The 15,455-nt window shown below is 52.6% G+C and carries 11 protein-coding genes and 2 tRNA genes; 3 read left to right on the top strand and 10 right to left on the bottom strand.

What is annotated here, in order from left to right; all coding sequences use genetic code 11:
- Positions 1–53: 53 nt before the first annotated feature.
- From infB to OGY10_RS15385, 4 genes are all read right to left on the bottom strand, one after another.
- Positions 54–2,744, bottom strand: coding sequence for a translation initiation factor IF-2 (gene infB / locus OGY10_RS15400; RefSeq protein ID WP_040234125.1), 2,691 nt, complete (start codon positions 2,742–2,744; stop codon positions 54–56).
- A gap of 24 nt (positions 2,745–2,768) precedes the next feature.
- Positions 2,769–4,256, bottom strand: a complete 1,488-nt coding sequence (gene nusA, locus OGY10_RS15395; protein ID WP_003024992.1) for a transcription termination factor NusA — start codon at positions 4,254–4,256, stop codon at positions 2,769–2,771.
- Between the two features lie 28 nt (positions 4,257–4,284).
- Complete coding sequence (gene rimP, locus OGY10_RS15390) at positions 4,285–4,737, bottom strand: ribosome maturation factor RimP (protein WP_286576975.1); 453 nt, start codon at positions 4,735–4,737, stop codon at positions 4,285–4,287.
- A 207-nt stretch (positions 4,738–4,944) separates the two neighbouring features.
- A tRNA-Met gene (locus OGY10_RS15385) sits at positions 4,945–5,021 on the bottom strand.
- Between the two features lie 333 nt (positions 5,022–5,354).
- On the opposite strand from OGY10_RS15385, the gene argG reads away from it, so the two are divergent.
- Positions 5,355–6,698: an argininosuccinate synthase gene (gene argG, locus OGY10_RS15380; protein WP_005131837.1), complete on the top strand. Its 1,344-nt coding sequence runs from the start codon at positions 5,355–5,357 to the stop codon at positions 6,696–6,698.
- Positions 6,699–6,895: 197 nt separating this feature from the next.
- Here the strand turns inward: argG and OGY10_RS15375 are convergent.
- From OGY10_RS15375 to OGY10_RS15365, 3 genes are all read right to left on the bottom strand, one after another.
- Positions 6,896–6,982: transfer RNA gene (locus OGY10_RS15375), tRNA-Leu, on the bottom strand.
- A gap of 9 nt (positions 6,983–6,991) precedes the next feature.
- Positions 6,992–7,324 carry a preprotein translocase subunit SecG gene (gene secG / locus OGY10_RS15370; RefSeq protein WP_003025000.1) on the bottom strand — a complete coding sequence of 111 codons (333 nt, stop codon included), beginning with the start codon at positions 7,322–7,324 and terminating at the stop codon, positions 6,992–6,994.
- A 167-nt stretch (positions 7,325–7,491) separates the two neighbouring features.
- Complete coding sequence (locus OGY10_RS15365; protein ID WP_208743684.1) at positions 7,492–8,385, bottom strand: LysR family transcriptional regulator; 894 nt, start codon at positions 8,383–8,385, stop codon at positions 7,492–7,494.
- 148 nt (positions 8,386–8,533) lie between these two features.
- On the opposite strand from OGY10_RS15365, the gene iadA reads away from it, so the two are divergent.
- Positions 8,534–9,667 carry a beta-aspartyl-peptidase gene (gene iadA / locus OGY10_RS15360; protein WP_125362927.1) on the top strand — a complete coding sequence of 378 codons (1,134 nt, stop codon included), beginning with the start codon at positions 8,534–8,536 and terminating at the stop codon, positions 9,665–9,667.
- 10 nt (positions 9,668–9,677) lie between these two features.
- Positions 9,678–11,144 (top strand): C4-dicarboxylate transporter DcuC, encoded by a 1,467-nt coding sequence (gene dcuC / locus OGY10_RS15355; RefSeq protein WP_286576973.1) that lies wholly within the window; start codon positions 9,678–9,680, stop codon positions 11,142–11,144.
- Between the two features lie 45 nt (positions 11,145–11,189).
- Here dcuC and glmM read toward each other — a convergent pair whose 3' ends face one another.
- From glmM to ftsH, 3 genes are all read right to left on the bottom strand, one after another.
- The gene (gene glmM, locus OGY10_RS15350) at positions 11,190–12,527 is read right to left on the bottom strand and encodes a phosphoglucosamine mutase (RefSeq protein WP_008785919.1); all 1,338 of its coding nucleotides are present in this window, start codon (positions 12,525–12,527) and stop codon (positions 11,190–11,192) included.
- The gene (folP, locus tag OGY10_RS15345) at positions 12,520–13,368 is read right to left on the bottom strand and encodes a dihydropteroate synthase (protein WP_048225717.1); all 849 of its coding nucleotides are present in this window, start codon (positions 13,366–13,368) and stop codon (positions 12,520–12,522) included. Before folP ends, glmM begins: the two co-directional genes overlap by 8 nt.
- A gap of 98 nt (positions 13,369–13,466) precedes the next feature.
- The gene (ftsH, locus tag OGY10_RS15340; RefSeq protein WP_003025013.1) at positions 13,467–15,401 is read right to left on the bottom strand and encodes an ATP-dependent zinc metalloprotease FtsH; all 1,935 of its coding nucleotides are present in this window, start codon (positions 15,399–15,401) and stop codon (positions 13,467–13,469) included.
- Between the last annotated feature and the right edge of the window lie 54 nt (positions 15,402–15,455).

Here is a 15,455-nt window from a genome sequence, read left to right as displayed (position 1 = left end):
TACATTGCCGGATGTCGGCGTAAACGCCTTATCCGGCCTACACCCGAACAACCTTAAGCAATTGTACGTTTGATCTCGATGATCTCGAACACTTCGATCATATCGCCAACGCGAACGTCGTTGTAGTTCTTAACGCCGATACCACATTCCATACCGTTACGGACTTCGTTGACGTCATCTTTGAAGCGGCGCAGGGATTCCAGCTCGCCTTCATAGATAACCACGTTGTCGCGCAGTACGCGGATTGGGTTGTGACGTTTAATCGTGCCTTCGGTAACCATACAGCCTGCGATAGCGCCGAATTTCGGTGATTTGAACACATCACGAACTTCAGCCAGACCAATGATCTGCTGTTTCAGTTCCGGAGACAGCATGCCGCTCATCGCTGCTTTCACTTCGTCGATCAGATGATAGATGACGGAGTAGTAACGCAGATCCAGGCTTTCTGATTCGATAACTTTACGTGCAGAGGCATCAGCACGTACGTTGAAGCCAACCAGAATCGCGTTGGATGCCGCAGCTAGGGTCGCGTCGGTTTCGGTGATACCACCTACGCCAGAACCGATGATCTTCACTTTTACTTCGTCGGTAGACAGTTTCAGTAAAGAGTCGGAAATCGCTTCTACAGAACCCTGTACGTCAGCCTTCAGCACGATGTTCACTTCGTGAACTTCGCCTTCGGTCATGTTGGCGAACATGTTCTCAAGTTTAGATTTCTGCTGACGAGCCAGTTTAACTTCACGGAATTTGCCCTGACGGTACAGTGCAACTTCACGCGCTTTCTTCTCGTCACGAACAACAGTAACTTCGTCCCCCGCAGCCGGAACACCGGACAGACCGAGGATTTCCACCGGAATGGACGGACCCGCTTCCAGTACTTCCTGACCCAGTTCGTTACGCATCGCACGAACGCGGCCGTATTCGAAGCCACACAGTACGATGTCGCCTTTATGCAGCGTACCTTCGCGTACCAGGACGGTAGCAACCGGACCACGACCTTTATCCAGGAAGGATTCGATTACCGCGCCGCTCGCCATACCTTTACGAACAGCTTTCAGCTCCAGCACTTCGGCCTGCAGCAGGATCGCATCCAGCAATTCGTCGATACCGGTACCGGCTTTCGCAGAAACGTGAACGAACTGGCTCTCGCCGCCCCACTCTTCCGGCATGATGCCGTACTGGGACAGTTCGTTTTTAACGCGATCCGGATCTGCTTCTGGTTTATCGATTTTGTTGACTGCAACCACCACCGGCACACCTGCCGCTTTCGCGTGCTGGATAGCTTCGATGGTCTGCGGCATCACGCCGTCGTCTGCTGCAACAACCAGAACAACGATATCCGTTGCCTGAGCACCACGAGCACGCATGGAGGTAAACGCGGCGTGACCCGGGGTGTCCAGGAAGGTGATCATACCGTTGTCAGTTTCAACGTGGTACGCACCGATGTGCTGAGTAATGCCGCCCGCTTCGCCAGAGGCCACTTTCGTTGAACGAATGTAGTCCAGCAGAGACGTTTTACCGTGGTCAACGTGACCCATGATGGTCACTACCGGTGCGCGCGGTTCAGCCGCAGCGCCGGTGTCACGGTCGCTCATTACTGCTTCTTCCAGCTCGTTTTCACGACGCAGGATAACTTTGTGGCCCATCTCTTCGGCAACCAGCTGTGCGGTTTCCTGGTCGATGACCTGGTTGATGGTCGCCATTGCGCCCAGTTTCATCATTGCTTTGATGACCTGAGAGCCTTTGACCGCCATCTTGTTCGCCAGATCGCCAACGGTGATGGTTTCGCCGATCACAACGTCACGGTTAACGGCCTGAGCTGGCTTCTGGAAGCCCTGCTGCAGAGCGGAACCTTTACGCTGCTTACCGCCTTTACCGCCGCGAACCGCTGCACGTGCTTCTTCACGGTCAGCTTTAGATTCAGCGTGTTTGTTACCTTTCTTCGCCGGACGCGCTGCTTTAGTGCTGCGAGTACGACCACGACCGCCTTCAACTTCACGATCGTTCTCGTCTTCAGCCTGGCGAGCATGCTGAGAGGTGGTGACGTGATAATCACTGGTGTCTTCGACAGGTTCAGCGTTATTCACACCATTTTTCTCGTTTTCTTCCGCCATACGGCGAGCTTCTTCCGCTACGCGGCGCGCTTCTTCTTCAAGCTTGCGACGTGCTTCTTCTTCCGCTTTACGCTTCAGTTCTGCGGCTTCATTTTCACGGCGGGCTTTTTCGGCCTGGGCGGTTTTAGTCATATCGTCGGTCTGTTGATTGCTCACTTTGTCTTTTTCCGCAGCTTCACGTTTCGCTTTATCAGCGGCTTCACGCTTAGCTTGTTCTGCGGCCTCACGTTCGGCTTTTTGTTGCGCCTCGCGTTTGGCAGCTTCTTCTGCCTCACGACGGGCTTGCTCTTCCGCTTCACGCTGCGCCTGCTCTTCCGCGGCAAGGCGTTCAGCCTCTTGCGGATCGCGTTTCACAAAGGTGCGTGTCTTGCGGACTTCGATTTGTACCGATTTGCTTTTTCCACCGGTACCTGGAATATTGAGAGTACTGCGCGTTTTACGCTGCAATGTCAACTTATCCGGCGCTGAGCCGTTTTCACGGTTCAAATGCGCCAGTAAGGTTTGTTTCTCTTGTGCGGACACAGAGTCGTCAGCAGACTTCGGGATACCGGCATCAGCAAATTGCTGTACCAGGCGATCTACGGAAGTCTGTATCTCTGCAGCCAGCGTTTTTACGGTTACATCTGTCATACTGTTCCTTCCTGCTACAGTTTATTACGCTTCGTCGCCGAACCAGCAAATATTACGGGCAGCCATAATCAGCTCACCGGCTTTTTCGTCGGTCAACCCTTCGATATCAGCCAGATCATCAATGCCCTGCTCAGCGAGATCTTCCAGCGTACAAACACCACGGGCCGCCAGTTTGAAGGCCATCTCACGATCCAATCCTTCCAGATTCAGCAGATCGTCAGCCGGTTTGTTATCACCGAGGCTTTCTTCCTGGGCCAGTGCCAGAGTGGTCAGTGCGTTTTTAGCACGCTCGCGCAGCGCTTCAACGGTCTGTTCATCCAGGCCGTCAATTTCCAGCAGTTCTTTCATTGGCACGTAGGCCAGTTCTTCCAGCGTCGCAAAACCTTCTTCCACCAGAACGGTCGCGAAATCTTCATCGATATCGAGATATTTGGTGAAGGTATCGATGGCTGCATGTGCTTCAGCCTGATGCTTCGCTTGCAGGTCATCAACGGTCATCACGTTGAGTTCCCAACCGCTCAGTTGTGAAGCCAGGCGGACGTTCTGACCATTACGTCCAATCGCCTGAGCCAGGTTACCGGCTTCAACCGCGATATCCATGGTGTGTTTGTCTTCATCCACCACGATAGAAGCGACGTCTGCTGGCGCCATTGCGTTAATCACGAACTGCGCCGGGTTATCATCCCACAGGACGATATCGATACGCTCGCCGCCCAGTTCGGTAGAAACCGCCTGAACGCGCGCACCGCGCATACCAACACAGGCGCCGACCGGATCAATACGCTTGTCGTTGGTCTTAACGGCGATTTTCGCGCGCGATCCCGGATCGCGAGCAGCCGCTTTAATTTCGATAACTTCTTCGCCGATTTCCGGCACTTCAATGCGGAACAGCTCAATCAGCATTTCCGGCTTGGAACGGGTTACGAACAGCTGTGCACCGCGCGCTTCCGGGCGAACTGAGTACAGAACACCACGAATACGGTCACCAGGGCGGAAGTTTTCACGCGGCAGCATGTCTTCACGCAGGATCACAGCTTCAGCATTGCTGCCCAGATCCAGAGAAATGTTGTCGCGGTTTACTTTCTTCACCACACCGGTGACGATTTCGCCTTCGTGTTCGCGGAACTGATCAACAACCATTGCGCGTTCAGCTTCACGTACTTTCTGTACGATAACCTGCTTCGCGGTCTGGGTGGTGATACGGTCAAAGGTGACAGATTCAATCTGATCTTCAACATATTCGCCCACGTTCAGACTTTCGTCTTCGAAGCGTGCCGCTTCCAGCGTAATTTCTTTGGTCGGCTGAGTAACTTCTTCTACGATTACCCAACGACGGAAGGTATCGAAATCACCGCTTTTACGATCGATTTCTACGCGAACGTCGATCTCTTGCTCATATTTTTTCTTTGTTGCTGTAGCCAGCGCACTTTCCAGCGCTTCAAAAATTTTCTCGCGTGGCAGCGCTTTTTCGTTGGATACGGCTTCAACAACAGCCAAAATTTCTTTGTTCATCGCGGGCTTTTCACCTCAATCCAGACTGTTAAAAGTGGGGAACCAGGTTCGCCTTCTGGATATTACTCAGCGCGAACACTTCATCTTTGCCTTCGACTGTGACCGTGATCATCTCACCGTCCACCGCTTTGATAACGCCCTGCCATTTACGACGGTTTTGTACCGCCATACGAAGAACCAGCGTGATTTCTTCACCCAGGAAACGCACGTAGTGTTCAGCTGTGAATAGAGGACGGTCGAGACCCGGAGAGGAGACTTCCAGGTTATAGGCAACGGTGATTGGGTCTTCGACATCCATCACGGCGCTTACCTGATGGCTCACATCAGCACAATCATCAACATTGATGCCATCTTCACTATCAATATAGATGCGCAGTGTGGATGTGCGACCACGAATAAATTCGATGCCGACCAGTTCGTAGCCCAGGGCTTCAACTGGCGCTGTAATCATCTCTGTTAATTTTTGCTCTAATGTGGACAAGCCCACCCCCAAGACATAAAAAAAGGGCCTAAAGCCCAGTTATTCTGTAGTCAGATAACAAAAAACCCCGATAAATCGGGGCTTTAGATAACTGAACCCTATAACCGCACCTGCGGTTCGGAGAACCTTCCGAAAGAATTTTTTTCAAATCCAGCTACGAAGGCCTAAGTCTTCACAGTATATTTGAAAAAGAACTCTAAGGGAAAGTGGTTGCGGGGGCCGGATTTGAACCGACGACCTTCGGGTTATGAGCCCGACGAGCTACCAGGCTGCTCCACCCCGCGCCTGAAACGTGGCAAATTTTACTCGTTTTGGGTAAAAAATGCAAATACTGCTGGGATTTGGTACCGAGACGGGACGTAAAATCTGCGCACAGTATATTGATTCACTATGCGTTATGTCAACCTTGTTACGACTATGCAAACCAATGAATGCTGCCCAGCGCTAGCCCAGCAAGATAAATATGCCGCCCACGCCGTTATTTAACGAAATTATCACTAAACTCTTCCTGTCATCCAGAAAAGATGATTAAATGAAAACTCATTTATTTTGCATAAAAATGCAATTAGCATAATAAGCCAACCTCTTCACCAGTCTATCAAGCAGGGTTTTATTTTATGACGACGATTCTCAAGCATCTCCCGGTAGGTCAACGTATTGGTATCGCTTTTTCCGGCGGCCTGGACACCAGTGCAGCACTGCTGTGGATGCGACAAAAAGGGGCTGTCCCATATGCATATACTGCGAATTTGGGCCAGCCGGATGAGGATGACTATGACGCCATTCCTCGCCGTGCAATGGAATATGGTGCTGAGAATGCTCGCCTGGTAGATTGCCGTAAGCAGCTGGTTGCCGAAGGGATCGCTGCCATTCAGTGCGGTGCCTTCCACAACACCACTGGCGGACTGACCTATTTCAATACCACCCCGCTGGGCCGCGCCGTGACCGGCACCATGCTGGTTGCCGCCATGAAAGAAGATGGTGTAAACATCTGGGGCGACGGTAGCACCTATAAAGGTAACGATATTGAACGTTTCTATCGTTACGGTCTGCTGACCAACGCCGAACTGCAGATTTACAAACCATGGCTGGATACCGATTTTATCGATGAACTCGGTGGTCGCCATGAGATGTCCGAATTTATGATTGCCTGTGGTTTCGACTACAAAATGTCCGTTGAGAAAGCGTACTCAACAGACTCCAATATGCTCGGTGCGACTCACGAAGCAAAAGATCTGGAATTCCTGAACTCCAGCGTCAAAATCGTTAACCCGATTATGGGCGTGAAGTTCTGGGATGAGAGCGTGAAGATCCCGGCAGAAGAAGTGACCGTGCGTTTTGAACAGGGTCATCCGGTTGCTCTGAACGGTAAAACCTTCAGCGACGACGTTGAGATGATGCTGGAAGCCAACCGTATCGGCGGCCGTCACGGTCTGGGTATGAGCGATCAGATTGAAAACCGTATCATTGAAGCGAAGAGCCGTGGCATCTACGAAGCCCCGGGGATGGCATTGCTGCATATCGCCTACGAGCGTCTGCTGACCGGTATTCACAACGAGGATACCATCGAGCAGTATCACGCGCACGGTCGCCAGCTGGGTCGTCTGCTGTATCAGGGCCGCTGGTTCGACTCTCAGGCGCTGATGCTGCGTGACGGTCTGCAACGTTGGGTTGCCAGCCAGATTACCGGTGAAGTGACGCTGGAACTGCGTCGCGGTAATGACTACTCAATCCTCAACACCGTGTCTGACAATCTGACGTACAAACCAGAACGTCTGACGATGGAAAAAGGCGACTCCGTATTCTCTCCGGACGACCGTATCGGTCAGTTGACCATGCGTAATCTGGATATCACCGATACCCGCGAGAAGCTGTTCGGCTATGCGCAGTCTGGCCTGCTGACCGCCTCTTCCGCAACCGGCCTGCCGCAGGTTGAGAATCTGGAAAATAAGGCGAAGTAAAGATTCACTATCTTAAGGCCGCGCAAGCGGCCTTTTTTATGCGCGGAATATAGGATGTCTGTAGGCCTGATAAGCGTAGCGCCATCAGGCGTTGTAATAATGTCGGATGGCGGCGTTAACGCCTTATCCGACCTACAGGATAGCCACAAATAACAGACGAAAAAAAAGACGCTTTGCAGCGTCTTTTTTTTGGAATTTGGTACCGAGGATGGGACTCGAACCCACAAGCCCGTTAGGGCACTACCACCTCAAGGTAGCGTGTCTACCAATTCCACCACCTCGGTACAGAATACTTAGCGTGGGATATCGCTGGTCGGCTGAGCCGGAGCAGCTGGCTGAGTTTGCTCGGTTTTCGCCGGTGCGCTCAGATTTTCCCACTCACTTCCTTTATTGGTCTTGTTGCTGTTCATGTTACCCAGCACCAGACTGATGATGAAGAACAAGGTTCCCAATACAGCTGTCATACGGGTCATGAAGTTACCAGAACCACTTGAACCAAACAGAGTACCAGAAGCGCCTGCGCCAAAAGAGGCTCCCATATCAGCGCCTTTGCCTTGCTGCAGCATGATCAAGCCTACCAGGCCAATTGCCACAATAAGGAAAACTACTAAAAGAGCTTCGTGCATAATCAACCTGTTCCTTGCGGAGTTGCCGCGTACAATGCTTCGACCATTAAAGCGGGAATATTTACTGTTTCCCACTGAAGCGGGTGTGAATACTAACCAAAGCGAATAACCTTCGCAAGGGCAATTTGTTAGCATTGTATCAACTGCGGAAAAAATCGCCATATCAATCAAAAACGCAGCAACTTCTCCCAGCATCTCTGCATAACGGCACGTTGATCTTCAAGATTCGCCCATACCACAACGGGGATTTCACAAATCAGGTCTGTATTTTCTGGCCAGCAGTGAATAATTTGCTGATTCACCAACTCTTCCGCCACCATCGATTCAGGTAACCAGGCCATTCCCATATGGCGCAGTACCATTTCTCGTATCGTTTCGCTTAAACCACTCTCAAATACTTTTTTTAGCCGTGGGCGGACGCGTTGTTCTGCCGACTCAATAATACGTCTGACAAAGGTGTAGTCGCTGTAGCATAGCCACGGAATCGGAGCATGCGGATCATTAAGCGCATCAGCCAACTGGGCTGAAATAACCGGTATAAATCGCTCATACCGCCATAGGGAACGTTTTAACCCTCCGGCGATCTCCAGCCCCGGCTGGGCAGACGGTAAATCGTAGGTTACCAGTAAATCAATTTGCCGGTTCATCAGGGCATTGAAATGGTTGTCTATCCCCTGGATACTGGCGTTTACCGTAAAGTTTAACTGCGGCTCACTCTGTCGCAGGTAGTTGATCATATCCGGCAGGATATTCACCGACAGCGTATGCAGGCTAACCATCACCAGCGTGTTATCCGTTGCTGGCGTCATCGCCGACAGCTCATGGCTTGCCTCTGTTAACGTGCTGAGAACGTGCCGGGCATAAGGCTCAAAGCGTTCACCATAGCGCGTCAGCGTGACAGGGGTCGTTGTCCGGTCAAACAAAGGCACGCCCAGCACCTCTTCCAGCGCCTTTATACGCCGACTCAACGCAGGTTGAGTAATATGCCGCTGCGCCGCGGCCTGAGAGTAGTTTCCATGCTGGCTCAAGGCCAGAAAATCTTCCAGCCACTTACAATCCACGTTGTGCTCTCCGCCATGCCATAACCGCATCCTCCAATAACAAATCGGTAATAGTCATAGTTATAGTAATGGCTTTATGGTGGGCATCATAACAACAATATTTCGTTTCACCTGCCGACTCTCACCCTCGACGTTTGACAGGACCGCTATGTTTACTTTATTGACCAATGCCCGTGTTTTTTCTCCTGAGGATTTAGGCCTCTGCTCCCTGCTCATTCATGCCGACCGAATTGTGGCGGTAGAAAAAGATATTTCATTGTTTGATGGCATCAACGAGGTCATCGATTGTCGGGGTAAATGGGTTATCCCTGGTATCATCGATCAGCATGTTCATCTTACCGGTGGCGGTGGTGAAGCCGGATTTGCCAGTCGGACGCCCGCCGTCAAGCTGCGCGACCTGATTCAGGCAGGTATTACCACGGTGGTTGGCGTGTTAGGCACCGATGCCATTTCTCGTTCACCCAAAGACCTCTACGCAAAAATGCAGTCTCTCAACCTTGAGGGATTACGCGCGTTTATGCACACGGGAGCCTACGCCGTTCCCAGCCCAACTATTACGCGATCCATCCGCGATGATATGGCCTTCATTCCGGCAATTCTTGGTGTAAAAATCGCCCTCGCCGATCACCGCGGTTCTTACCCCTCTTTCCAGGAGTTGCTGAGGATAGTGAGCGATATTCGCGTCGCTTCCCTGCTGGCTGGGAAAAAAGGCTTGCTGCATGTGCACCTGGGGAATCTGCCGGAAGGGATGTCGCAACTTATTGAGCTGTGTGATGCGGGTATTCCGATTCACCATATTTCACCGACGCATGTTGCGAGAACTGAGCCCTTGTTCGAACAGGCGATTGCTTTCGCCCATCGCGGCGGCCATATCGATGTTACGTCCGGTGGCAGTCGTTTTATGCCTCAGGAGCAAGCGATTCTCCACGCACTCGAAGCACTGGTTCCGGCGGAGCGCATCACGATCAGTTCTGACGGCAATGGCAGCGTTCCGCGCTTTAACGCTCAGGGTATCGTTGAAGGTTTAAGCGCGGCACCGGTCGCAGGCAATCTTAACCTGCTTCCTCGCCTGATTGATGTCGGGATTCCGGCGCCACAGGCCATCGCGATGCTGACGGCAAACGTTGCGCGCTCGCTGGGTATTTCCGGGGGCGTGCTCTGCGCCGGAGAACGTGCCGATATCTGTGTACTCAATGATGACCTCTCGCTGGCACATCTGTTTGCCGCGGGTAAACCGTTGCTGCGGGATGGCGAGTGCCTGGTTACCGGCAACTTCGAGTAAGGAGGCAAGAATGTCATTGCTACTGGCGCTAATCGCCATCATTTTTGCCGGACGTCTGATCCTCAAAAAATATCACCCCCAGTCGGTACTGTTATTGACCGGGATTGTGCTGTTGCTTATCGCGCATTTTAGCGGAATGACCTCACTCAGTGGCCTGGTGAAAAAGAGCACCGGATTTGGCCCCTTTGACGCCTTTGAGTTTATTCGCGATACCCTGAGCGTGCGTCTCGGCGGCCTCGGACTGCAAATTATGCTGATTGGTGGTTTTGCCACCTACATGTCAGCCATTGGCGCAAGCCAGGTACTGGTTCGGGTGACGTCTCGTCCTTTGCAACGGCTGAACTCGCCATATCTGCTGCTGGGGCTGGCACTGCTATTGGGTCAATTCCTGTCGCTGTTTATCAGCAGCGCCACCGGATTGGGTCTGCTGCTGATGGCGACGCTTTACCCGCTGCTTACCCGTCTTGGCTGTAGCCGCGCCGCGGTTGCCGCCGTTATCGCCAGTACCTGTGCGGTTGAGTTTGGCCCCGGCTCCGGCAACTCTGTTCTCGCCGCCAAAACCGCAGGCATCGAGGTCGTGAACTATTTCGTGCAGGATCAGTTGCCGATCGTTGTGCCCGTCATTCTTTTCATCGCCCTACTGCATATTGTTGTGCAACGCTTTTTTGACCGTCGGGAAAGTGGCGACAATGCAGCTCAGCAAATGCAGACATTAACGGCGACTGATGAAGCCGACGCACCTATCGCCTGGCTGTTTCTGCCCATGCTGCCGCTGGTATTGATGCTGGTGTGCAGCGATTTAGTATTCAGCTCTCTCAAGATCACGCTGGATACCGCCGTACTGATAAGCCTCGCTATTACGCTGGTTTGTGAGTACTGCCGTCATCGCAAGGCGCGCGAGGTGATGGCTGGCGTACAAAAGGTTTTCGACAGCATGGGCAGCGTTTTTGCCACCGTCGTGACACTGATTATCGCCGGTGAAGTCTTTTCCGCCGGACTGAAAGCCATTGGTGCCGTTGACGCACTGTTGTCACTTTCCGGTGAATTTGGCCTCAGCGCCGCCTCTATTATCCTGCTGATGACCCTGATCACCTTCGCAATTTCAGCGCTGATGGGCTCCGGGAATGCGGCACTTTTCTCCTTCGCACCCATGGTGCCGGACATCAGCCGTCATATCGGTAGCGATATCGCTGTCATGATGTTGCCTATCCAGATCTCGGCGGGTATTGGTCGTACGTTATCGCCTATTGCTGGCGTCATCATTGCTATCGCGGGAATTGCAGGCGTCTCGCCTGTGGATATTGTTAAGCGTACCGCGATTCCGATGCTGGGCGGTTGGCTACTGATGATTGCGCTAACCTTTGCCCGGTCTGGACATCTGCTGGCGGTTCTGCCGTGGCTGGCAGTCCTTGTGCTACTGATGGTCGGTGGTTACTTCTGGCAGCGCCGACGTAAACAGCAGCTTGCCGTACAGTAAAAAAAAAGCCGGAGTCTCAGACTCCGGCTTTCACTTTCTTCGGAATTACGCCGCTTTCACAGCATCGGCAATACGGTGGGCGAATTCAGTCACCTGCGCTTCGTCTTCACCTTCAACCATCACACGAATTAACGGTTCGGTACCAGACTTACGCAGCAGGACGCGTCCACGGTTACCCAGCGCCGCTTCCACTTCCGCCATCACCGCTTTCACGTTTTCATGTTCCAGTGGATCGCCGCTACCTGCTGTGTATCGTACGTTAACCAGCAGTTGTGGGAACATTTTCATGCCGCTGCACAGGTCGTGCAGGCTCATATGGTTGCGTACCATCGCCGCCAGCACCTGCAGACCCGCCACGATACCGTCACCAGTGGTGGTTTTGTCCAGCAGGATCACATGACCTGAGTTTTCGGCACCGATACGCCAGCCTTTTTCCTGCATTTTTTCCAGCACATAGCGGTCGCCAACTTTTGCACGGGCAAACGGAATACCCAGCTGTTTCAGCGCCAGCTCGAGGCCCATGTTGCTCATCAGCGTACCTACCGCGCCACCGCGCAGCTGACCCTGACGCAGGGCTTCACGGGCGATGATGTACATGATCTGATCGCCATCGACCTTATTACCTTCGTGGTCAACCATAATGACACGGTCGCCATCGCCATCCAGCGCAATACCCAGATCGGCTTTTTCCGCAATCACGCGCGCCTGCAGAGCACGGACGTCGGTGGCGCCGACTTCTTCATTGATATTCACACCGTTTGGCTCACAGCCAATGGCAATCACGTTTGCACCCAGTTCACGCAGTACATTTGGCGCAATGTGGTACGTCGCACCGTTAGCGCAATCCACCACAATTTTAAGCTCATTCAGACTCAGTTCGTTCGGGAAGGTGCCTTTGCAAAACTCGATATAGCGACCGGCAGCATCAACGATACGCGTGGCTTTACCCAGTTCAGCGGAATCCACGCAGGTGATCGCTTTTTCCATCTCGGCTTCAATGGCTTCTTCCACTGCATCCGGCAGTTTAGTCCCGTCGGTAGAGAAGAATTTAATCCCGTTGTCATAGTACGGATTGTGCGAAGCGGAGATAACAATCCCGGCCTCAGCACGGAAGGCGCGCGTCAGATACGCAACGGCGGGTGTTGGCATTGGCCCTGTGAATGAGGCTGAGAGTCCGGCGGCAGCCAGGCCCGCTTCCAGCGCAGACTCCAGCATATAGCCGGAAATACGCGTATCTTTACCGATAATAATTTTACGTGAACCATGACGAGCAAGCACTTTCCCTGCAGCCCAGCCCAGCTTGAGCACAAAGTCAGGAGTAATTGGGGCATCGCCTACGCGACCGCGGATCCCATCAGTGCCAAAATATTTACGATTACTCATAGCGTTTTTTTTCCTTTGCAGACAATGTGGCTTCCACCACACGCATCGCTTCTACGGTTTCTTTGACGTCATGGACACGAACGATCTGCGCCCCCTGCATTGCGGCAATCACCGCGCACGCAAGGCTACCGCTCAGGCGTTCAGATGGCCCCACATTCAGTAACTGGCCAACCATTGATTTTCGTGACATCCCAACCAGCAATGGCAGATTAAAATGATGAAACTCAGACAAACGTGCCAGTAATGTGTAGTTGTGAGTGAGATTTTTACCGAATCCGAATCCGGGGTCGAGCAACAATTTATCTTTTGTGATTCCAGCCCGCTCGCAACGTGCTATTTGCTCAACAAAGTAACGATTTACCTCAGCAAAAACATCCTCATACTTTGGTGCTTCCTGCATGGTTTTCGGCTGCCCCTGCATATGCATCAGGCAAACCGGTAATCCGGTCTCCGCTGCGGCTTCCAGCGCTCCAGGCTCCGAGAGTGAGCGAATATCATTGATGATATGCGCGCCAACTCTGGCGCATTCGCGAATCACTTCGGGTTTTGAGGTATCGACCGAAATCCACACTTCAAAACGCTGAGCAATCGCCTCGACTACTGGGATCACTCGCTGCAACTCTTCTTCCACACTCACATCAGCCGCGCCCGGACGCGTGGACTCACCGCCCACATCAATGATAGTCGCCCCGGCGTTAATCATCAGGTTTGCGTGTTTCACCGCTTCAACCAGAGAGTTGTGCGCTCCACCATCGGAAAATGAGTCTGGCGTAACGTTCAAAATCCCCATGACGTGCGGATGGCTGAGATCCAGTGAAGAACCCTGAGCAAAGAGTTTCATAGTTTTATCCCTGGTAAAATCTTGAATATGCAGATAAGAAAAACCCCGGAGCAAGCCCCAGGGTTTTCAATTAAAACACGGTCATCATCAACGATAACTTATTTGTCGCCCAGTTGCTCTGACATAGTGCCAGAGTCTGGCGCACGCGGTTCATCAACCGGACGCGGTGCACTCGGCTTACCGGTGCTGCCAGAGTTATTGTTAGAAGAACCCGGTTCTTCCCAACCCGCTGGCGGACGCACGTCGCGGCGAGCCATCAGATCGTCAATCTGCGGCGCATCGATGGTCTCATATTTCATGAGCGCATCTTTCATCGAGTGCAGAATGTCCATGTTTTCGTTCAGCAAACGACGTGCACGGTCATAGTTACGTTCAATCAGCAGCTTAACTTCCTGATCGATAATGCGAGCGGTTTCATCGGACATGTGTTTCGCTTTCGCCACAGAACGTCCCAGGAACACTTCGCCTTCTTCTTCAGCGTACAGCAACGGACCGAGTTTATCGGAGAAGCCCCACTGAGTAACCATGTTACGCGCCAGGTTAGTCGCGACTTTAATGTCGTTCGACGCACCGGTAGAAACATGTTCAGCACCGTAGATGATCTCTTCCGCCAGACGGCCACCGTACAGTGTGGAGATCTGACTTTCCAGTTTCTGACGGCTGGCGCTGATTGCGTCGCCTTCAGGCAGGAAGAAGGTCACACCCAGCGCACGACCGCGCGGGATAATCGTTACTTTGTGCACCGGATCGTGTTCCGGTACCAGGCGACCGATAATCGCGTGGCCAGCTTCGTGATACGCGGTAGATTCTTTCTGCGCTTCCGTCATCACCATGGAGCGACGTTCCGCACCCATCATGATTTTGTCTTTCGCTTTTTCGAACTCAACCATCGACACTACGCGCTTGTTGCCACGAGCAGCAAACAGCGCCGCTTCGTTCACCAGGTTCGCGAGGTCCGCACCGGAGAAGCCAGGCGTGCCACGTGCAATGATTGCCGCATCGATATCCGGAGACAGCGGTACGCGACGCATATGCACTTTCAGGATCTGTTCACGACCGCGAACGTCTGGCAGACCAACCACAACCTGACGGTCGAAACGGCCTGGACGCAGCAGCGCAGGGTCAAGAACGTCCGGACGGTTAGTTGCCGCGATAACGATAATACCTTCGTTACCTTCGAAGCCGTCCATCTCAACCAGCATCTGGTTCAGCGTCTGTTCACGTTCATCGTGACCACCGCCCAGACCTGCGCCACGCTGGCGACCTACGGCGTCGATTTCATCGATGAAGATGATGCACGGTGCCGCTTTCTTGGCTTGTTCGAACATGTCACGCACACGAGATGCACCGACACCCACGAACATTTCCACGAAATCAGAACCGGAAATTGTGAAGAATGGAACCTTCGCTTCACCTGCGATAGCTTTCGCCAGCAGGGTTTTACCCGTACCCGGAGGACCGACCATCAGGACGCCTTTCGGGATTTTACCGCCCAGTTTCTGGAAACGGCTCGGTTCGCGCAGATACTCAACCAGCTCAGCGACTTCTTCTTTTGCTTCGTCACAACCCGCAACGTCAGCAAAAGTCGTTTTGATCTGATCTTCCGTTAGCATGCGCGCTTTGCTCTTGCCGAACGACATGGCACCTTTGCCACCACCGCCCTGCATCTGACGCATGAAGAAGATCCAGACACCAATCAGCAGCAGCATTGGGAACCAGGAAATGAAGATAGAAGCCAGCAGGCTCGGCTCTTCAGGTGGTTCGCCAACAACCTTGACGTTTTTGGTCAGCAGGTTATCAAGCAGCTTCGGATCGTTAACCGGGATGTAGGTCGTGTAACGGTTACTATCTTTCTTGGTAACGTTAATCTCACGTCCGTTGATCTTCGCTTCACGAACCTGGTCCTGATTGACCTCTTGCAGGAAGGTAGAGTAATCAACCTTACGGCCATTAGACTCGCTGGGCCCAAAGCTCTGGAATACTGACATCAGCACAACGGCAATGACCAGCCAGAGAATTAGGTTTTTCGCCATGTCACTCAAGGGATTAACCTCATATTACAACTGTGTTAAAAACAGCGTCAGGAT

It is taken from the genome of Citrobacter sp. Cpo148, assembly GCF_030332375.1.
Classification (GTDB): Bacteria; Pseudomonadota; Gammaproteobacteria; order Enterobacterales; family Enterobacteriaceae; genus Citrobacter; species Citrobacter portucalensis.
This window is presented reverse-complemented; position numbering and strand designations above follow the sequence as displayed.